The organism is Chryseobacterium sp. YR221 (assembly GCF_900176315.1).
GTDB lineage: Bacteria > Bacteroidota > Bacteroidia > Flavobacteriales > Weeksellaceae > Chryseobacterium > Chryseobacterium rhizosphaerae.
In genome coordinates this window covers 570,637-591,253 of record NZ_FWXM01000002.1, presented here as the reverse complement: position 1 = coordinate 591,253, position 20,617 = coordinate 570,637, and the positions used below count along the sequence as shown (strand labels likewise).

General features: G+C 34.5%; 18 protein-coding genes and 2 tRNA genes. 12 read left to right on the top strand and 8 right to left on the bottom strand.

Annotation, left to right across the window (positions count from 1 at the left end; genetic code table 11):
• Positions 1-65: 65 nt before the first annotated feature.
• Positions 66-1,490, bottom strand: a complete 1,425-nt coding sequence (locus B8967_RS07680; protein WP_084085532.1) for a tetratricopeptide repeat protein — start codon at positions 1,488-1,490, stop codon at positions 66-68.
• Positions 1,491-2,062: 572 nt separating this feature from the next.
• Here B8967_RS07680 and B8967_RS07670 point away from each other — a divergent pair.
• From B8967_RS07670 to B8967_RS07650, 5 genes are all read left to right on the top strand, one after another.
• Positions 2,063-3,817 (top strand): hypothetical protein, encoded by a 1,755-nt coding sequence (locus tag B8967_RS07670; protein WP_084085528.1) that lies wholly within the window; start codon positions 2,063-2,065, stop codon positions 3,815-3,817.
• A gap of 157 nt (positions 3,818-3,974) precedes the next feature.
• Positions 3,975-4,409: a helix-turn-helix domain-containing protein gene (locus tag B8967_RS07665; protein ID WP_084085526.1), complete on the top strand. Its 435-nt coding sequence runs from the start codon at positions 3,975-3,977 to the stop codon at positions 4,407-4,409.
• Positions 4,410-4,459: 50 nt separating this feature from the next.
• The gene (locus B8967_RS07660) at positions 4,460-4,783 is read left to right on the top strand and encodes a transposase (protein WP_084085524.1); all 324 of its coding nucleotides are present in this window, start codon (positions 4,460-4,462) and stop codon (positions 4,781-4,783) included.
• Between the two features lie 492 nt (positions 4,784-5,275).
• Positions 5,276-6,301: a hypothetical protein gene (locus B8967_RS07655; RefSeq protein WP_143330483.1), complete on the top strand. Its 1,026-nt coding sequence runs from the start codon at positions 5,276-5,278 to the stop codon at positions 6,299-6,301.
• Positions 6,302-6,433: 132 nt separating this feature from the next.
• Complete coding sequence (locus B8967_RS07650; RefSeq protein WP_084085520.1) at positions 6,434-6,637, top strand: hypothetical protein; 204 nt, start codon at positions 6,434-6,436, stop codon at positions 6,635-6,637.
• Positions 6,638-6,773: 136 nt separating this feature from the next.
• On the opposite strand, the gene B8967_RS07645 is transcribed toward B8967_RS07650, so the two are convergent.
• Both B8967_RS07645 and B8967_RS07640 read right to left on the bottom strand, forming a co-directional pair.
• Positions 6,774-6,844, bottom strand: a tRNA-Gln gene (locus B8967_RS07645).
• 235 nt (positions 6,845-7,079) lie between these two features.
• Positions 7,080-7,150, bottom strand: a tRNA-Gln gene (locus B8967_RS07640).
• A 99-nt stretch (positions 7,151-7,249) separates the two neighbouring features.
• On the opposite strand from B8967_RS07640, the gene B8967_RS07635 reads away from it, so the two are divergent.
• The 4 genes from B8967_RS07635 (at position 7,250) to B8967_RS07620 (ending at position 10,781) form a co-directional block, all read left to right on the top strand.
• Entirely contained in the window at positions 7,250-8,278 is a 1,029-nt protein-coding gene (locus tag B8967_RS07635; protein ID WP_084085518.1) for an AMP-binding protein, read from the top strand.
• 29 nt (positions 8,279-8,307) lie between these two features.
• A complete protein-coding gene (gene arfB, locus B8967_RS07630; RefSeq protein WP_084085516.1) occupies positions 8,308-8,700 on the top strand; it encodes an alternative ribosome rescue aminoacyl-tRNA hydrolase ArfB in 393 nt (130 codons plus the stop codon).
• A 400-nt stretch (positions 8,701-9,100) separates the two neighbouring features.
• A complete protein-coding gene (locus B8967_RS07625) occupies positions 9,101-9,481 on the top strand; it encodes a GreA/GreB family elongation factor (RefSeq protein ID WP_047490079.1) in 381 nt (126 codons plus the stop codon).
• Positions 9,482-9,809: 328 nt separating this feature from the next.
• Entirely contained in the window at positions 9,810-10,781 is a 972-nt protein-coding gene (locus B8967_RS07620) for a deoxyhypusine synthase family protein (protein ID WP_047490081.1), read from the top strand.
• Positions 10,782-11,862: 1,081 nt separating this feature from the next.
• Here B8967_RS07620 and B8967_RS22430 read toward each other — a convergent pair.
• Complete coding sequence (locus tag B8967_RS22430; RefSeq protein ID WP_167449396.1) at positions 11,863-12,009, bottom strand: hypothetical protein; 147 nt, start codon at positions 12,007-12,009, stop codon at positions 11,863-11,865.
• A gap of 112 nt (positions 12,010-12,121) precedes the next feature.
• Between B8967_RS22430 and B8967_RS07610 the strand changes: the two genes are divergently transcribed.
• Complete coding sequence (locus tag B8967_RS07610) at positions 12,122-12,418, top strand: MGMT family protein (protein ID WP_047490089.1); 297 nt, start codon at positions 12,122-12,124, stop codon at positions 12,416-12,418.
• Positions 12,419-13,007: 589 nt separating this feature from the next.
• Here B8967_RS07610 and B8967_RS07605 read toward each other — a convergent pair.
• Both B8967_RS07605 and htpG read right to left on the bottom strand, forming a co-directional pair.
• Positions 13,008-13,400 (bottom strand): helix-turn-helix transcriptional regulator, encoded by a 393-nt coding sequence (locus B8967_RS07605; RefSeq protein ID WP_047490091.1) that lies wholly within the window; start codon positions 13,398-13,400, stop codon positions 13,008-13,010.
• 584 nt (positions 13,401-13,984) lie between these two features.
• The gene (gene htpG, locus B8967_RS07600; protein WP_084085512.1) at positions 13,985-15,877 is read right to left on the bottom strand and encodes a molecular chaperone HtpG; all 1,893 of its coding nucleotides are present in this window, start codon (positions 15,875-15,877) and stop codon (positions 13,985-13,987) included.
• Positions 15,878-15,960: 83 nt separating this feature from the next.
• On the opposite strand from htpG, the gene B8967_RS07595 reads away from it, so the two are divergent.
• Positions 15,961-17,463: a hypothetical protein gene (locus B8967_RS07595; RefSeq protein ID WP_084085510.1), complete on the top strand. Its 1,503-nt coding sequence runs from the start codon at positions 15,961-15,963 to the stop codon at positions 17,461-17,463.
• A 66-nt stretch (positions 17,464-17,529) separates the two neighbouring features.
• On the opposite strand, the gene recA is transcribed toward B8967_RS07595, so the two are convergent.
• Together recA and B8967_RS07585 are read right to left on the bottom strand one after the other, a co-directional pair.
• Positions 17,530-18,531: a recombinase RecA gene (gene recA / locus B8967_RS07590; protein WP_047490101.1), complete on the bottom strand. Its 1,002-nt coding sequence runs from the start codon at positions 18,529-18,531 to the stop codon at positions 17,530-17,532.
• A 191-nt stretch (positions 18,532-18,722) separates the two neighbouring features.
• A complete protein-coding gene (locus B8967_RS07585; protein ID WP_084085508.1) occupies positions 18,723-19,919 on the bottom strand; it encodes an oxygenase MpaB family protein in 1,197 nt (398 codons plus the stop codon).
• Between the two features lie 250 nt (positions 19,920-20,169).
• Between B8967_RS07585 and B8967_RS07580 the strand changes: the two genes are divergently transcribed.
• Complete coding sequence (locus B8967_RS07580) at positions 20,170-20,565, top strand: hypothetical protein (protein ID WP_084085506.1); 396 nt, start codon at positions 20,170-20,172, stop codon at positions 20,563-20,565.
• Positions 20,566-20,617 lie beyond the last annotated feature (52 nt).

Genomic DNA, 20,617 nt, shown 5'->3' with positions numbered 1-20,617 from the left:
ATGTAAAAAGACCTTAATAAGAGGTCTTTTTGTTTTTTATCAGCATTTTTCTGTACAAAATTAAGTTACAGGTCCAGAATCCATTTCTGAAGATCAGTGTTCGAAGATAATTTAAGCTTTTTCTTAAGTCTGTATCTTTTTGTCTCTATCCCACGGACACTAATGTTTTCATATTGGCAGATTTCTTTATTCGTAAGATTTAATCTGATATAAGCACTGAATTTTATATCATGTTCTGTAAGTTCAGGAGTATGTGTAATTAATTTTTCATAGAATTCTGGGTATACTTCTTTAAAACGTACCAGAAACAGAGGGCTTCTGCTCTCCATAAGCTGAATGATTTCATCAAATGAATTATTTACTTTCAATTTAAGAACATCCGTTTCTATGATCTTTTTCTCTAGAATTTTGTCCTTTTTCAGGGCTTTTTTAATATAGATTTTTCTGATGAAATATAATAACAGGCCAAATGATACTACAATGAGCATGACTATAAAGTAGAACGTCCTTCTTTCTTTTCCTTTTTCCTCATGCTTTAAATCAATCAATGTGTTAACGGCAAGATTTACGGCTTCTTTTTCGTTTTTACTGATATCGTCATGAAGAAGGGTATATTTTCTTAGAAATTCATTAGATTTTTCAATTTCATTTAAAGATTTATAAACACTGGAAAGTGTGTCATAAACAGTCAGTAAGGAGCCTGGGTTATTTTTCGTTTTTTGAAATACGTCTAGCGATTTCAAATAATATTCAAGTGCTTTTTCTTTATTTCCTTTTATATTATATAGATCTCCATAGCTGAACCATGCAGTGGCTTTTTCAATATCAGATGCATTGTTAGAATAGGCAAAAGCCTTATTCATATAGTATTCAGCAGAGTCTAAATGTTTTTTTTCAGCAATAAATTTATCTGCTGTTCTTGTATAAGAGGTGATATTGGGTTTTGAACCCAGTATTTTCTTCTTTATAGCTTGTAAAGAATCAAGGTTTTTATCTTTGGGAAAATTCTGTTGTTTCCATGAATAGTTGTAGGCCAGAGCAAATTCTCTCTGTTTAAGATTGGTAATTTTCTTTATATAAGATGCTGCCTGATCAAAGGCTGCATTGGACTGTTCATAAAGTCCCAGCTGTGTATAATTCCTTCCGTATTCATTGTATAAATTGGCCTTCAGGAAAGGATCATTACTATGCAGCAGTTCTTTTTTAGCTTTGTCAAGATATTCCAGGCTTTCTTTATTCCTGTCAAGTCCGGATAATATGCTTCCTATATTGGTATATACCATAATAACACCCTTGGTATCATCATTTTTTTCATATTGTGTAAGTGCGTTAATGTTGTATTTTAAGGCTCCTTCGGCGTCTAGTCTCTTTCGATATTCTAATGTCGTTTTTATAGGTTCGGGTTGAAAAGAGAAGTCCTGAGCGTCAAAAAATATTGAGAAGTAAAAGAAAATCAGATATAATATTTTAATTCTAAAATTTGGGAACATATTTTTTAAAATTATTAACACAAAAATAACTTTTTTATGAATATGATTAAGAAATTAATCAGCTGCATGTAATTTTTTATTTTAACATATAGCAAAAATGTACTTCAAAAATACTCCATTTAAATAAGTAAAGTATTGTTTGTTAATTCATTGTATTGTGAAGTGTATTTGAAGTAATGCTTTGAGTAGATAATATTGATACATTTATCACGAAATAATTTTTTCATTCTTTCACGTTTGAAAAGTGTTTGTGTTTAGAGGCAGGGATATTGATGATCCCTGCTTTTTTAATAAGAGAACTATTGGGGTTTTAAAGTGTTTATAATTATCCTCTTTCCTCTGAATATTGCTCAGAAAATACTAATAATTCACTTTTTCCACTTACTTCAAAGTTACTTCACTTGTGTTGTAACTATTTGTTTTGTAGTGTGTTATTGATTGAAGTGTCTTTGGTGTAGATTTTTTTTTGTTTGCATGCTGTAAGTTTGCATCATCAAGTTCGAACACTGGAGATTTCAGACCGGTCATGTTTTTCAGTACGATTCTAAATACACACAAGAAAAAATTAAACAATGAAAAAAATAATAATTTCATCTGCGATATTTGTCGCGAATTTTGCCTTTTCTCAAGTAGGTATTAATACCCCTAATCCACAAGCATCATTGGATATCCAAAGCAAAGGAAATACTTCCGCTACTAAAGCTATGAGAATCAATAACTCAAATAATACAGAAATGGTTACCATTACTGATGCGGGGAAAGTGGGAATCGGAGCTGCTATTCCGAAATCAAACCTGCAGGTTATTGGAGGTGAATTGAGGGTTGGCGGGCCATCCTCACAACTTGGGAGTGTTGCCAATCCAATTTTAAGAATTCATTCTAATGCAAATACTGATGGTTCAGGAGGTTCACTGCTTTTCAGTGAAAATATGGAGACTTTTGGATATTATATAAGACAAAATACAGAAGCAGGAAATACTTATGGTTCCGATGGTTTAGCGATTGGTGCTGCACAAACAGGGAAGTATACATATAATCCGGCACGTCCCGGCATTTTTGTTTCAGATTTTCAAAATGTAAGTTTTGGAACAGCTACTCCCCAGGCAATGTTTCACATTGATGGAGCAAGAGATAATAATATTAATGCAGCTCCAACATCTGCGCAGCAAGTAAATGATATTGTGGTTAACACCTCTGGAAATATAGGAATAGGAACAATCAGCCCTACCCATAAGCTCGATATTCGTTCTGCAACTAACGGAGCCGTTAAAATTGTAGATGGAACACAGGGAGCCAATAAAGTTTTAACCTCAGACGCTAATGGTGTGGCTACATGGAAAGATGGTGTTACTGATACAAGTATCTATAATAGTAATGGAACGTTGTCGGCTAACCGAACTGTTGCACAAGCAGGGAATATTTTAGCATTTACAAGTACTGCTACAGCCGGAACCAGTCATTTTACTGTAGATGGGACCACTTTTAATGTTGATGCAAGAAATAACAGAATTGGCCTGGGTACTGCATCTCCCAATAACCTTTTGGATTTGGGTGCCTCTCAGGGAAAAAAACTGGCAATTTGGAACAGTACTGCTGGCGATGATTTTTATGGATTTGGAGCGGCACAAAATGTTTTACAACTTTTTGCGGGGGTTCCAACTACAGGAAATGCGCTGATGACTTTAAATAAAAATGGAAGGGTGGGTATTGGAACTACTAACCCCCAAGCTAATTTTCATACCATCGGAACAAGGAGATTTGAGAATGCCACAAGCGGCTCTGTAGCTGTGGGTGCTGTATTAACGGCAACTGATACTAATGGTACTGCTGAATGGCGGATTCCCGCTTCTCAAACTGCTGTAGGAGGTGTCGTAGGAGGTGCTGGGATTAATATTCCTTTTGCTAATGATGGCACTTATAAATATACAGGAAGGTATGTCACATTGCCTCCGGGAAAATGGGCAGTTACTATTACTCAGCTGGCACAAACTGTGGGTAATCTGGATAATGATGACTGGATGTTTGTGAGAAGTACTTTTGGAGAAGGGAATGTAGCTGTAGGCGCTGCTCTTACACGATCTAATGATGTAAGAGGTCCTTCATTGATGAGTTTCAGAGTACAAGGACCTGCTTCTGCAGGACATACCCAACAGTTTGATGTATTTCAGGGAACTATTATTATTGAAAATACGACCTCATCAGATAAAATCTATAGATATATTGCTGGAAATACAGTTACAGGTGGAGGACCTAATAGCACAACCGTTATCTCACGATTTGGAGATACATGGTCAGAGAGTTCCATTTTTGCTACAGCCATTAAATAGTAAGAGAAAAGAGGATATTTTATTTTTATGGTTGTTGGCAGGCAGGGATACACTGGATTTTCCATATCCCTGCTTATTTAAACACAGTATAATTGAATACCTAAAGTTATGTATGGTGTAATTAAACAAAACAGATTAAATTTTATTATAAGAGACAATGGAGTTAGATTTTAAAAACATTCACATAGGAAACATGATTCACTTACAGGTAGAGCAAAATCAATTTGAAATGACAAGGATATGTAAGTTTATGAAATCTTCGGAAAAGGAAATAAAAGCAATGTATCTACAAAAAGATCTTCCAACCGGTATATTATTAAGATGGAGCAAACTGTTACAGTATGATTTTTTCCGGATCTATTCTCAGCATTTAATATTATTTGCACCCCAGAAAAGTAGTGCAAGGGTCTACCTAAAACAAACGGAGGATAAGAAAAGTAACCTCCCACAATTTAAAAAAAACTTATATACTAAGGAAATTATTGACTTTATTCTTGAGCTTATCCGTACTGGGGGAAAAACAAAAGAACAGATAATGAAGCAATATAATATTCCTAAAACAACTTTGTATAAATGGCTTAAAAAATACTAACGAAATGTAATAGGATCTGTAAAATAGTATACTAAATCAAATGAAAAGAAATGAAATGTTCAAAACCTTATTATAAAAAGATATTTACTGATATGTTGGCATTAAAATTTCCTGATAAAAAAGAACAATGCTTGTTTTTCTTAAATAAAGAAGAACTTTCCGAGCTGGATGTACTAAAGCTTAATAAAATAATATTTGGCGAGGATGTTTCAGAAAATGTAAATGCCAAAAATCACAGGTCTTATGATAAGTCTACCATTTTTAAAATTTTGGATTATCAAAAGAAACAGAAACTGAATAATATACAGACTGCCAGGTATTTTGGTCTCAGCAGAAACACAGTAGCAAAGTGGAAAAAAATATTTTTAGTCTAAAAATAGTAGGGGCTGTTCCTAATAATTCAATATCTGATTCAAAATTATAGCTAAAAATGTTTTTTTTACTATTTCCTGATTCGAATTCTATCCAACTTTTGATAGAATATATCTTGATCATCTTTAGGGAAAACATGTGCTTTTATCCATAGCTGCTTCTGTGTAATTCATAATGGTTATATTTTAAAATTATAGCTATATAAATGTGGGTTTTTCATTTAAAAAGCTATTTATTGAATAATATTTTCAATTAAAATAATGTATGGTTGATTATTTTTATATTTTTTTAAACCGGGATATTGTTTAGTATCTGTTTTGTTCTTAATTTTAATCCATTGATAAATAATATTGTAGAGAGTTTTAAAGTGTAAATGCAGAAGTAGTAAAGTAAAGAGGTTTTGTAAGGATTACATTGATATAGAAACTAATGTTGAAGTAAAATTTATAAGATTCAAAAAATACATCATATTACTCAATTTAAAAACTAATAAAATGAAAACAAGCATTTTACTATTATCAATGCTGATAATTGCCAATTTTACACGTGCACAAATTGGAATATACACATCAAACCCTCAAGGCGCGCTCCATTTTGATGGTGCAAAAGACAATCCGGCGACGGGTATTCCAACTGATGTACAGCAAGCCAATGATTTTACAATAACCTCTACTGGAAATGTTGGTATTGGTACCATCACCCCGTCATCAAATCTTCATATAAAAAATAGAGGAACAGCTACGGGGATTGGAACAGGTGAAGCGACGAATACAGGACTTTTGATAGAAAACCCTATTGCCAACAGTTCCATATTGTCAATTTTAAGAACCACCGGAGCAGCAGGAACTAAACAGACAGTAATGGGAATAAACCCTAATATCAATGGAAATAATGGATTGTTTGTTATTTCCCGTACCCCTGGTGCAACTGATTTTGTAATGGATTTATCTTCCGGCAATATAGGGATTGCCAATAATGCACCCACCAATACTTTAGATGTGGCTGGTAGTACCAGAATAAGAACCATGGATATAGCTGCAGGTGCTACCATTGTTACCCCAGTATATTCAGATACAAATGGCGTTTTGAATAAGGCAGTTACTAATGTATATGGAACGGTTATTAATAATACGGTGAATGTAACAGCAGGAGCTACAGGTACTTTGATTACGGGAATTCCAAATGCCGGCGTATATAAGGCTGTTATTTCTGTTGGAAATGCTTGTGCACGTACTGCTGTTGCAGAATATTATGTTACCAGCAATGCTTTTAACAGTGCTTTTTCTATTAAGGGAATAGATGGTCTTCTCAACACCGATACCACCTCTAAGGGGCCTGTATTTACAGAAGTAAGCAGAACTACTACTTCAGTGGTTTGGTCTGGTGTGCCAAATTGTGCAGGAGGAACGGGCTCAGCCTTTAGTTATACATTAACAATGCCTTCAGCAGATGTGATAAATATTACCAATAATGGAGATGCGACGCTGGATTATAGAATAATTCTTACAAGGTTTTTTTAATTTTTTTATGAAAGTCTATCGTGTAAGATTCTGGAAAATGATTATTCTATCAATCTATTCTTATTGTATGGTTTTCCGTATTTTTTTAGGGTAATCATCATTTAGTTTTGCTAAATATTTAAATAGTAAAAAATGAAAAAAATGGTATTATTGATCGTTTTAGGAGGGATGTTCAATTCTTGTGGAGGAAGTAGTGATGAAAGTGAAAGAGGTTCAGAATCTTGTACCTATAATGGACACAGACTGTATGTAGGTGAAAAAGGAGGGTGTTATTATCTTTCCTCCGGAGGAAGCAAAGAATATGTTGATAAAAGTTATTGTGTAGGATGTAACTAAAATCTATTAGTTTTATCAATATATAAACATCATTACTATTCTCGAAATAAAACTCTGTCATAAAGGAGACAGGGTTTTATTTTTTTTTCAGAGAGGATTATAAAAACAAAAACCATCCTTAAAGAAGGATGGTTTGTAGACCCACAGGGATTCGAACCCCGACTGACGGTACCAAAAACCGGAGTGCTACCGTTACACTATAGGTCTGTTTATTTTTGGTGATGCAAATTTATAGTTTTTTTTTAAATGTACAAATACCTTATCAAAAAATCTATAGTTTTTACACTCAAAATTGATGGGAATTTATCTTTTCTGACGGATTTTATATTGAATCTTTGGTAGATGCGCCATGTTACCACTGTGAAAAATAGCTTTACAGAAAAATAAACCATTGTATCAACCCTATAAAAAACAAAAACCATCCTTAGAGAAGGATGGTTTGTAGACCCACAGGGATTCGAACCCCGACTGACGGTACCAAAAACCGGAGTGCTACCGTTACACTATAGGTCTGTTTTATTTTGGTGGTGCAAATTTACAGCTTTTTTCTTTACTTACAAGAACTTTTTAAAATTTTTTCTAAATTTACTGTGCTTTTATGAATACTAAAATATGCTGATAGACTTCAATAATCTCAATACTAATAATTTATCGTTTAATACGGAATTTGAAAAAAAAGTTGGTTTTTTTCTGGAAGAATGGTTTTTTAACGCAAACACGGTAAAAGTTCAGACTTCGGGTTCCACAGGAACGCCTAAAATTTTTGAAATTGAGAAAAGTAAAATGATAAATTCTGCGGTAATGACCTGCAACTTTCTGGGATTACAACAGGGTGATAAGGCACTTTTATGCCTGCCGGTAGAATATATCTCAGGGAAAATGATGGTTGTACGTGCTCTGGAAAGAAAATTAAAACTAATGGTGACAGAACCCTCCTTAAACCCTGTCGAAAATCTGGAAGAGGAAATAGATTTTTGTGCAATGACTCCTTTGCAGGTAGAAAATTCATTGGATAAACTTCATTTAATAAAAAATCTGATCATTGGAGGGGCTGCAGTATCAGAGAGTTTAAAAAATAAAATTCTCAAAATGAATCTGAGTGTTTCAAACCGTATTTTTGAAACCTATGGAATGTCTGAAACTCTTTCTCATATTGCCTTAAGGCAGCTGATGCCGGATCCGGAAGAGTATTTTACAGCTTTTGAAAATGTAAATATTTCCTTGGATGAGAGGACATGTTTGAAAATATTTGCACCTGCAGTGAATGATGAAGTGTTGATAACTAATGATTTAGTTGAAATTAAAGCAGGAAAGCAGTTTAGGTTTTTAGGACGGATTGATAATGTAATCAATTCCGGTGGAGCCAAAATTTTTCCGGAAACTCTTGAAGCCCTGGTAAAAAAAGCGATTCCAAATGAAGCGGTATTCTTAGGTATAAAGGACGAAAGTTTGGGTCAAAAATTGATATTGGTTATAGAAGGAAATAAATCAGAAGACTTGTTTGTGAAAATTTCAGAAATACCGTTTGATAAAAATTTCCACAAACCCAAAGAGATTATTTTTATAGATGAAATACCCAGAACGCCAAACGGAAAAATAAACAGGATAGAACTGTATAAAAAGATCAGTACAGAGGCCTAATCTTTTTCACTTATTTTAAAATAAATACAATGAAAGACTTTTCAAAAGAACTCAGTTTCAAAACCTCCCGAAGTAGTGGTGCTGGAGGGCAAAATGTGAATAAGGTGGAAACTGCCGTTACCGTACTTTGGGAAGTGAATGCATCCGTTTTCTTTCATGAGGAGCAGAAAGCATTACTACTGGATAAATTGAAAAACAGGATCAATGCTGATGGAGTTTTATTTTTAACTGTTTCTGAAAGCCGAACGCAGCTGATGAATAAAAATAAAGCAATTGAAAAAATAATTGAACTGGTAAACAAAGCGCTCATTGTTCCCAAAAAAAGAACGGCGACAAAACCTTCAAGGGCTCAGAAACAGAAAAGATTGGATAGCAAGAAAAAGCTCTCCGATAAAAAGGAAAACAGACGGTTTAAGTTGTAGTTGTTTACTCAAAAATAAACGATTACTTCCGGAACGTTGAAAGACATGATCATGATGGGGAAATATTTAATTTGGCGATAATTTGCCGCTACATTCCGATTTTAAGTCCTATATTTGTTAGGATTAAAACAAAATATAATGACAGCAACAATCTTTTTATCTGCGATACGCCGACCGTCAGGATTACTGCTGTCATTACTTTATTTACATACAGACTCTTTCCTGAAAAGTTCTAAGGACTTTATCAATTAAGCCCTGTCAGGATCCAAGACAGGGAATCACTCCGGATTTTATTTATTGCTTTTTTGCAGTTTTCTATAGAAGAAGGCTGTTGTATGCCTGGATTCTACATTGGATCGTTAGGGAATAACTGCATTTTAATTTTAAAAAATTGAACAAAATGTCCAATCATATTATTGTAACCACAGGGATTTATGATGCCATAAAAGATACACTCAGAAGGAAAAAGGTGAGCATCGGAGAAGAAAAAAGACTTACGGAAGAACTTAGAAATGCAAAACAGGTATTGAGAAGAGATCTGCCTGCTGATATCGTAACGGTTGAAAGGAAAGTGACATTGAAAGACCATACCTTAGATTTTGAGCACGAATATATTTTTGTACCTTCTACCAAAGCAAAGCTTAAAAAGAATAAGCATTCCATATTATCGGATATTGCCCTTGCAGTAGTAGGATATAAAGTAGGAGATGTTATCAGTTGGCCTTTCAAAGACGGAGAACGTAAAATTGAAATCCTGAAAGTGGCTCCCTGGGAAGGATAAATCCTTGTTGAAAGCTATTAAATTAAATTAAATTAAATTACAATGAAAGCGGGGCTCACTTTGAGCCCGCTTTTTTAATTTCATTAGCTCAACTGTTTTGGAAAACGCAAAGGCACAAGTTTTTTATATCATGTGTGCTTTAAAATCTTAGATTTTATTGCTGCTAAAAACTTTCATACTACATGAAAAGTTCTTTGCGCCTTTATGTGTCCCAACAAACAGCTTTAGCATTTAACAAATGATAAAAAAAGACCCCTCTGTGACACTTTCTTCAAGTGCTTGGGCTGCATTCCGTTTTTAAGTTTTATCTTTGCAAAAATTAAAAAAAATGAGCAAACCAATTTCTGAATTTATAGAGAAATATTACCTGCACTTCAATGCAGCTGCATTGGTGGATGCATCTAAAGGCTATGTTGCACATCTTAAAGATGGCGGAAAAATGATGATCACTTTAGCTGGAGCAATGTCTACTGCTGAATTGGGTAAAATTCTTGCAGAAATGATTCGCCAGGGGAAAGTAGATTTTATCTCTTGTACAGGTGCTAACCTTGAAGAAGATTTAATGAACCTTGTGGCACACTCTCACTACGAAAGAGTTCCTCATTATAGAGATTTAACAGCTCAGGATGAGTGGGACCTTCTGGAAAGAGGTTTAAATAGAGTTACAGATACTTGTATCCCTGAAGAAGAAGCATTCAGAAGATTACAGAAACATATCGTTGAAATCTGGAAAGATGCAGAAGCGAAAGGAGAAAGATATTTCCCACACGAATTTATGTACAAAATGATCCTTTCAGGAGTATTAGAGCAGTATTATGAAATTCCTAGAGAAAATTCTTGGATGATTGCTGCTGCAGAAGCAAACCTGCCAATTGTAGTTCCGGGATGGGAAGATTCTACAATGGGTAACATTTTCGCTTCTTACTGTATCAAAGGAGAGCTTACAGCTACTACAATGAAATCAGGAATTGAATATATGACTTATCTTGCTGACTGGTATACTAAAAACTCAGGAGGTAAAGGAGTTGGATTCTTCCAGATCGGAGGAGGTATTGCAGGGGATTTCCCGATCTGTGTAGTACCGATGTTGTATCAGGATATGGAAATGCATGACATTCCTTTCTGGTCTTATTTCTGCCAGATCTCTGACTCTACAACATCATATGGTTCGTACTCAGGAGCTGTTCCCAATGAGAAAATCACTTGGGGTAAACTGGATATCACTACACCGAAATTCATCGTTGAAAGTGATGCAACTATTTGTGCACCATTAATGTTCTCTTATATCTTAGAAAACTAAGAACAAAATTCTCGAAAGAGATGACAATATCAGCGCTTCAAATCATTTGAAGCGCTTTTTTATTTGTGAGATAATTCAGCAAGTCAGAAATATTTTGATTAGAAAGCGCAAAGTGGCAAAAAACTTTTTATGTAGTGTGGAGATTTTCAGCAGATATAATGTTATATTAAATTTTCTCGCAGATCACACAGATCACGCAGATTTTAATGAGCATCTGAGATAAAAATAAAAATCTACCTTACACAATTTTATCTGAGATAAAATCCTTGCGCCTTAAAAGCATGAGTTATATTAAAAAACTTGCGCCTTTGCGTTTTTCCAAACTTTTCATACAAAAAAAGACTGCCTCAAAATTGAAACAGTCTCTTGTGTAATATTATTTTTCAAGCTGCTTAGCATCTCTTTTTTGTTGGAATACGCAAAGGCGCAAGGGATTTTCATGTAGTATGAAAATTTTAAGACGCAAGAAAATCTAAGATTTTCAGCAAAAGCAATGTATAATCTTATATTAAATTTTCTCACAGATGAAGCGGGTTTTCATTAGTATCAGCGTAATCTGCAAAATCAGCGTGAGATAAAAATAAAATATACCTTACACAATTTTATCGGAGATAAAATCCTTGCGCCTTAAAAGCATGAGTTATATTAAAAAACTTGCGCCTTTGCGTTTTTCCAAACTTTTCATACAAAAAAAGACTGCCTCAAAATTGAAACAGTCTCTTGTGTAATATTATTTTTCAAGCTGCTTAGCATCTCTTTTTTGTTGGAATATGCAAAGGCGCAAGGGATTTTCATGTAGTATGAAAATTTTAAGACGCAAGAAAATCTAAGATTTTCAGCAAAAGCAATGTATAATCTTATATTAAATTTTCTCACAGATGAAGCGGGTTTTCATTAGTATCAGCGTAATCTGCAAAATCAGCGTGAGATAAAAATAAAATATACCATACACAATTATCGAAGATAAAATCCTTGCCCCTTACAGTATGTAATATTTCAAAAAACTAACGTCTTTGCGTTTTCCAAAAATTTTCCGCAAACATCTGTGAAAACCGGTATCATAAGTAGGAAAATAAAAAAATCAATCCAACGAATTCACCAGAACAAAATAACGATACGCCAAAATTCCCTTTTCTATCTTAGTCAGATGATTGGGATCTTTATTACTCAGTTTTGGGAGAACTTTTTTATTAACCGCATTCAGCAGCCGGAAAAATGATTTTTTCATATCTTTATCTTTAAATGAAACATCATTGAATCCATGTGAGTTCAAAAATAATGCAAATCTTTTGAAATTCGGAGTATATGATTTTCAATCACTTAATTAACTACAGAAAGATATGGACGAAATCTTCAAACAACAGGTGTACGAAGTGGCGAAACTTATTCCAAAGGGCAGGGTTTCAACGTATGGAGCTATAGCCAAAGCAGTAGGTTACCCGAATCATTCCCGGCATGTAGGAAAAGCCATGGGAGGATGTCCTGAAGATGTTCCTGCACACCGTGTGATCTCAAGTTCAGGAGTCTTATCTGTCCCTGAATTTCAGCCAAAACTGGAAGCGGAAGGTCTTACGATAGACAATCTTAGAATAAAAAATTTCAAAAAACTGTTCTGGGATCCGTTGGAGGAATTGTAAATTTCAAAGCAAGTTTGTTTAAACTTAACCACAAAAGTCCCAAGAGATTTTTAAACACTTAAGCTATTTAAGGTATATACTTTGTGTATAAGAAGTACACTAAATTTTTGTTGAAAATCAAAGATTTTCATCTTATGTGAACTTAATTGTGCGGTATTCTTTTAAACTTTCTAAAGTGTACTAAAGTGTCTAAAAAAATAAAAACTTTTGTGTCTGACTACGTCGAAATAATATTCATCGACTGAAAAGAGATAATCTTCGATTTGTGGTTTAGTAAAAAAGTTTAAACAGCTTTAGAATTTAAATCAAAGAATTTTTTTAACGCAAAGTTTTCATTTGCTTTCTTTAATATTTTAAGAGAGCAAAGTTGGAATCAATGAAATTGATTCTTTCTAAGCGAACGTATTACTACCACAAAGCTTCATTAGCGACAGAGTTGCAACTCTTTGCCTCCTAAAATAAAACATTTAAATCATTAATTATGTGCATCAAAAAACTTTAGCATCAATTAGAGCCTATATCACAAAAAAATGTCACTCCATAACTTAATATGAGTGACATCTATATTTTTTACAGTTTTCAAACCGTATTATTTTCTTCCTTTTGGGAGACCTTTCAATTCTTCTTTCAGTTTTTCGTTCTCCTCTTTTAATAAAGCAATATAGTTTTGTAAATTTTCAATGATAGCTCCCGGAATATTATCATAATTATTCTGGTTAGTAATTACCCCCGCAGAAGAAGATCTATCATTAAATACAGGATGGTCATTGTTAATAACTACTGTAGGTTCTTCCTCTTCATAAATATCTTCAATCGGTACATCCAGAAAACGGGCAAGTTTGTCCCATTCATCTTTTACGATCCTTACATCACCGCTTTCTTTTCTGCTGTAATTAGATACATCTGTTGCGATAAAATCAGCTACCTGTTGTTGAGTATAGCCTTTTTGTTTTCTGATGACGCGTAATTTTTCTTTTTGCATGACCGACATTTTATACAAAAATGGCAAAAAAGCATAAGCTATACAATAGAAAACAGAAAAAAATATGATTTAAAGAATAAGATTAAAGATAAAATGAAAATAAGCTTATAAACATAGGTGTTATCTGATTTAATTGTTGAAAACTTTCTTCGTATCAGTTGTTTATTTCATGATAACTTCTGATTAATCAAAGAGTATTTGGTAAAAGACCAGATTTAAACCTTATAGGTTTTTAAAACCTATAAGGTTTAGATACAATAACCTATCCATTTAGATTACTGTTGATGATTTTTGGATTGTTGTAAAATGCAAAGTCGCAAAGATTTTCATGCATTATGAAAATTTAAGACGCAAGAAAATCTGAGATTTTCAGCAAGGGACATAGCAGAATAGTATTAAATTTCTCGCAGATCCAGCAAGTGCTGGTTAAAATCTACCGTACACAATTTTATCGGAGATAAAATCCTTGCGTCATAAAAGCATGAGTTATATTAAAAAACTTGCGCCTTTGCGTTTTCCAACTTCCTCATCCTTTTTACTAAAAAAAAGACTGCTTCAAAATTGAAACAGTCTCTTGTGTATTCTTATTTTTCAAGTTGCTTATAGCTTCTCTGTATAAAGTCTGTCAGGTCTTTTCCTTTCAGTAAATTCTGTGAAAGTTTGGCAAGATCCAGAGCATATTTAATCAGGTTTTGCTTTTCGTCACTATTTTCAGTTTTTAATATCTGATTAGAAAGTTCACTGTTGGAATTGACAACAAGATTGTACATTTCCGGGAATCCTCCCATTCCGAACATTCCACCTCCGCCTGTAGCCTGCATTTCTTTCATTCTTCTCATAAACTCCGGCTGAGTAATAGTGAAAGGAGCATCACTGCTGTCAAGATCTTCAAGCTGAACGGTGAATTTAGCATCCTGTATTGCTTCTTCTACATTCTTTTTTAAAGATTCTTTTTCAGTTTCATTTAATTTTGAAATAACCGGCTCATCTTTTTTGATCAGGTTATTGATGTGATCAGCATCTACTCTTGCGAATGAGATGTTTTCTTTTGAAGTTTCCAGTTTCTGGATCACATGTGGAATGATAGGAGAGTCTAATAAAAGTACCTCATATCCTTTATCCTTTGCAGATTGAATGTAGCTGTGCTGTTCATCAGCATTGGTAGCATAGAGAACAACTAATTTGTTATCCTTATCCGTTTGTGACGGCTTGATTTTCTCAACTAATTCATCCCATAAAAAGTATTTTCCGTCTGTGGTAGGATACAACGTAAATTTATCTGCTTTTTCAGAAAACTTCTCTTCAGTGATAATTCCGTATTCAATAACGATTTTAATATCGTTCCATTTTTTCTCATAATCTTCACGGTTTTCGTTGATCAGAGAAACCATTTTATCGGCTACTTTTTTGGTAATGTAAGAAGAAATTTTCTTTACAGCACCGTCTGCCTGAAGATAAGAACGGGATACATTCAACGGAATATCCGGAGAGTCGATAACTCCTCTAAGAAGCATCAGGAAATCCGGAACGATACCTTTTACTTCATCTGTTACAAATACCTGATTTTGGTAGAGTTGGATTTTATCCTTGTCGATATTCAGATTGTTGCTCAGTTTTGGGAAGAATAAAACTCCGGTAAGGTTGAATGGATAATCAACATTAAGGTGAATATTGAATAGAGGTTCATCAAACTGCATTGGATACAATTCGTGATAGAACTTCATATAATCTTCGTTGGTCAGCTCACTTGGAGCGATAGTCCATGCCGGTGTAGGGTTGTTGATGATATTATCTACTTCTTCTGTTTCCGCCACGGCATCTTCAGGAGCATCTTCCGGTAAAGGCAGGGTATGTGTTTTTGTTCCGAATTTAATAGGAACAGGCATAAACTTGTTATACTTTGATAATAGCTCACGGATTTTTCCTTCTTCTAAAAACTCTACAGAATCTTCTGCAATGTGAAGGATGATTTCTGTACCTCTGTCAGTTTTATCCGTTGTTTCCTCAAGGATAAATTCCGGGCTTCCATCACAGATCCATCTTACAGCCGGTTCATCTTTATATGATTTGGTAAGGATTTCCACTTTCTCAGCCACCATAAAAGCAGAGTAGAATCCAAGCCCAAAATGTCCGATAATTCCTGAATCTTTTGCAGAATCTTTATATTTTTCCAAAAACTCTTCAGCTCCGGAAAAAGCAACCTGGTTGATGTATTTTTCAACTTCCTCACCCGTCATACCAATACCCTGGTCGATGATACGTAACGTTTTTTGTTCTTTATCGATTTTGACCTCAAGTTTTGGGTTACCGTATTCAACCTTAGCCTCTCCGATACTTGTTAAATGCTTTAATTTTAAGGTAGCATCAGTAGCGTTAGAGATTAATTCTCTTAAAAATATTTCGTGGTCGCTGTAAAGAAACTTTTTTATAAGGGGAAAAATATTTTCAACAGATACATTAATATTTCCTTTAGTCATAATATTTTAGATTTTTAATTGTTACCCATAACTTCTCAAAAAAAATACCACGAAGAAGAATGTGACAGAATGACATTTTTTTTATGAGCGGTCTATTCATCCCTTTTATTATATTTACCGCCAATTATAATAACAATATGGGAATCTTTAATTTTTTTAAGAAAAAAGAAAACAGACAGGAGGAAGTTTATGCTCCGGTTCAGCAAAATGAAACATCAGTTAAAAATGTAATGGAAGAAGCTGAAGAAGTGGAAGTAATGGTAGATACATTACCTGAACAGCCTTCGGAGCCAGTTGAAGAAAAGAAGATCAATAATGAATATGAAAAGATAAAGATTTACAATGATTATATTGTCTATTCCATTGCGCTTCAGCTAAAGGGTGATTATGCCCCTATTTCTGCATTTGAAAAGGAAAATGGTGAAGTGGAAGGATTTGCCTATATGGTGAACGATGCTACATATATGTTTTCAATGGAAGATGCTATCGGAAGAATGGAAAAAAAGTTTGAGTCTGAGCTTAAGGAAGGTAAGATCAGGTCATACATGATTTTATACCATTCTAAGTTTGATGATAATGGCAACCATGAAGTGGCAACCCAGGAAGGAGAGTTCAAATCAATCACGCTTTCCTATCATTATAAAGGTTTTGATAAAGCTAAAACAGCATTGCCTTATGTTTTTGAAAACCAAAGTATTACTTATAAAGGTTTTTCAGAGTTTTCTCAGGAAGAAAACAATGAGATCATGAATAATCAGTTGGTAGAGGGTAAAGAGTATTTCACCAATATAGAAGAAATTAGAATACCGGAAAGTAGTAACGAAGCTGGAATCAAGATTAAAAAATCAAATGTTCATACCCTTGCGAGCACGTGGGGTGGGGTTTTCGGATTTGAAAGCTTTCAGAACCAGAAAGAATTTTCCGAGTATTTGATCCACACCATGTCTTTATTTAGAATGGAAGACCCTGCTTATGACCAGGATAAGCTGAAGTATACAGAATTTAAAGATGTAAAATTCAAGCCGGTACTTTCCGATGATTTTACTACCATGTATCCGGAAGTAAAAACTGATTTTTCCCTGGATTTTGAAACAAAGGAGATTAACGAATGGGAAAATGTGAACAACAATGAAGCAGTTATTGGAGGTTCGGCAAGAGATACCTTTGGAATTTGGTTTTTCGCAACGGATTATGTGGAGAATAGGAACAGATATTTGACACAGACAAAATTAAATGTTAATATCAGTGGGATTATTTTCGTATTGGATCTGCATGAGAGTTTTGAATTACCGGACGGTACTATGACGGGAGAGGATTTTACAGCGTATAAACCTAGCCAGGATCTTCCTAATTATGGATGTTTTGATTTTGTGGGTAAGATTATGGACTTCAGAGAAACGGAAGTACTGGCAGATGGAAGTGCTAAAGGCTATATACTGAAATTAAAGCTGATCACAAATTCTGAAATGGAAGACTTCTTTACAATTGATGCCTTTGTTAGTAAAGGAAATATGAGATTTGAAACGTTGACCAAAGGAATGCAGGTTGCCGGAGCAGTACAGTTGCAAGGTAAGATGGCAGACTAATAATAAGCATACAAAAGAAAAACGGTCTGAATTTTCAGACCGTTTTTTTATTTTAATTGAAACAAATTATTTGTTTTTCAATTCTTCCTTGATTTTATTTTCCAATTCCTCAGCAAGATCAGGATTATCTTTTAAAACATCTTTTACAGCATCACGTCCCTGACCTAATTTGGTCTCTTCGTAGCTGAACCAAGAACCGCTTTTCTTTACAATTCCCATATCTACTGCTGTATCAAGAATTTCTCCTACTTTAGAAACTCCTTCTCCATACATAATGTCAAATTCAGCCTGTTTGAAAGGTGGAGCTACTTTGTTTTTCACAATCTTCACTTTCACACGGCTTCCGATAGCTTCGTCACCCTGCTTAATTGGAGCACTTGCTTTTCTGATATCCAGTCTTACAGAAGCATAGAATTTAAGAGCATTACCACCGGTAGTTGTTTCAGGGTTTCCAAACATAACACCGATTTTTTCTCTTAGCTGGTTGATGAAGATTACCGTACATTTTGTTCTTGAAATAGTAGCAGTAAGTTTTCTTAATGCCTGAGACATTAATCTTGCATGAAGACCCATTTTAGAGTCTCCCATTTCCCCTTCAATTTCAGCTTTTGGAGTAAGAGCAGCTACAGAGTCAATCACAACGATATCAATAGCTCCTGAACGGATAAGATTATCCGCAATTTCTAAAGCCTGCTCACCGTTATCCGGTTGAGAAATAATAAGGTTTTCTAAATCAATTCCTAGTTTTGCAGCATAGGTTCTGTCGAAAGCGTGCTCAGCATCAATAAATGCAGCAATACCCCCTGCTTTTTGAGCTTCAGCGATAGCGTGAAGAGTCAATGTTGTTTTACCTGAAGATTCAGGACCATATATTTCAATGATTCTTCCTCTTGGATATCCACCTACGCCTAATGCGATATCTAATCCTAAAGATCCTGAAGGAATAACTTCTATGGTCGTATCTACGGCAGCATCCCCCAAAGTCATTACAGTTCCTTTTCCGTATGTTTTATCTAATTTGTCAAGCACTAATGCGAGTGCTTTTTTCTTATCTTCAATGTTACTCATCGCTATTAAAATATTTCTCAAAAATACATAATTTAAATATCAAAAACTAATATTATTTATGGGTGAAACCTGTTTTTAAAGTTAAAAAATGATAAATTTTTACTACTGATCTCATTCATAACGAAGCAGATGCAGAATATAGTTTTCGGGAAATTTTAAAACATATTTTTTATTTGCAACAGATATATTATCTAATGGAAATTTGAGTTTTTTGTGATATTCAGATAGTCTTCCAGTACCTTCATCTGATCCTTATTTCCTCTTTGTATTCTTGCTTCCCGGCTTACCAGATTGTCATAGATTTTATTGAAAAATATCTTAGATTTTGGAAATAGTTTTTTATAGGAAACCTCTGGAATTTGTAGTCTTTTACAAACCTCGTCACCCAAAAGAAACCAGGTACAGCAGATATGGAGATACCTTAAGTTTTTTCTTTGGAATTCAAATTTTAAAATAGGATTTTCTAACGATTCGTTCAGTAAAGAATGGGCAAGGAGAACAGAGTCTTTATCTGAAGGTGGCTGAACCGAAGTCCATAGATAAAAATATTCTGTAGCCTGCTTTTTATTATCGGGAAGAAGCTGCTCCGGAATTCCTAATAAATATCCTACATATTTCCAGAGGTGAAAAATACCCTGTTCTTCTTCAACAGAAAAAGTGTTTCCCAGTTTTTGAAGGCTGTGAAGGAAAACGAGGCTGAACCCAATATAGGTAGCCATCATATCCCAGGAATTGATGGGCTCTCCCCAGTTTTCAGTGTCCCAGTCTTTATAGTGTTTCTTTATGGAAAGCCTGGCATAGGAATGGATAAGCCTGGTTTTTATGGCAAACTCATATCCTTTTGCGTGAAGTTCGAGTGCATTGTAGCGGGTAGCATTGACCCAGAAATCCAGTGTTTCAGAAAGACGCTTTACAGCTCCTTTTTTTAAGGCTTCCGTTACAATCAGCGGTTTATTGAGATAAGCATAATCATATCCTCCGATCAGGCAGTAATCCCGCAGTGAGATCAGAGAATCCAGATTACTTCTCATACAAAGTTCAGCACCGCTTTTGAGCAGGTTATAATCAAGCCACTCAGGAACCTTTTGGGTTTGGGCGAATAATTTTTTTACGCTGTCAGGAACATCGTCGGTCTCGGAAACACCATTGCGGATATAGTTTTCAATTTCTCTGGAGGCTTCCTGGTATTTTTTAGTAAAATAAACCTCTTTTACAACCTCATCACCGGTTTCATCTACATGATAAAAGAAAGGCGCATATTTCTCAAAGTTTTCAAAACTCACTTCAGCTCCTGAAATTTCAATGAGCTGTTTGCCATTGCCTTCTTCCCAAAAGTTTTTGAAATGAGAAGAATCTTTAAAGCGAGGTTGTATTGTCGTTCGTTCCATGTAATATAAAAGTACAAGTTTTACACCGAAATCCCCTGATGATATTGATCAGTCTTTTAGATGATATGAAGCTTGGTTTCATTTTTTTTTGAAAAATAACACAAACGGGTTATTTTTTTGTCCCCATAAAAGTCCAAACTTTGTTGTGAAGCTAAGAGTCATCAAAATAGCAATTCTAAAAAGATATTGTTTCAGAATTGAATTTCTCTGCTCTTCAATGATAAAAACTTTAACCCTAAAACAACTAATTATGAAAACGAAAATTTTACTGCCACTTTTGCTTTGGACAGGAGTGATCTTTGGACAAGTTAGAGATTCATTAAATGCAAAATTTACCAACTCTGAGGTTGATCAGAGTAAAATAGTTGCATCAAACATTTTAAGAGTTGAGGCTGATCTAGTATCATCCTGGAGAGGAGTCAGAGGTTGTGGCGATGCGCCGACACCGCGTAAGAATATTGAAGCTACCGCTGATGCTTGGATTAAAACGAAAATGTTTGAACACAAAAACTTGAAATGGATCAGATACGGATGGAATGTTCCGGTAATTTCAGTAAGACGCTGGCAGGATCCATTTCCGGACAGAAGAAGGCATTGTTCCGGAAATGCCAGATTCAAAATTTTTATGGAATTTGAAAAACAGTAACCCTTAAAACAAAAAAACCTTCCCATCGGGAAGGTTTTATATTACTTATTGC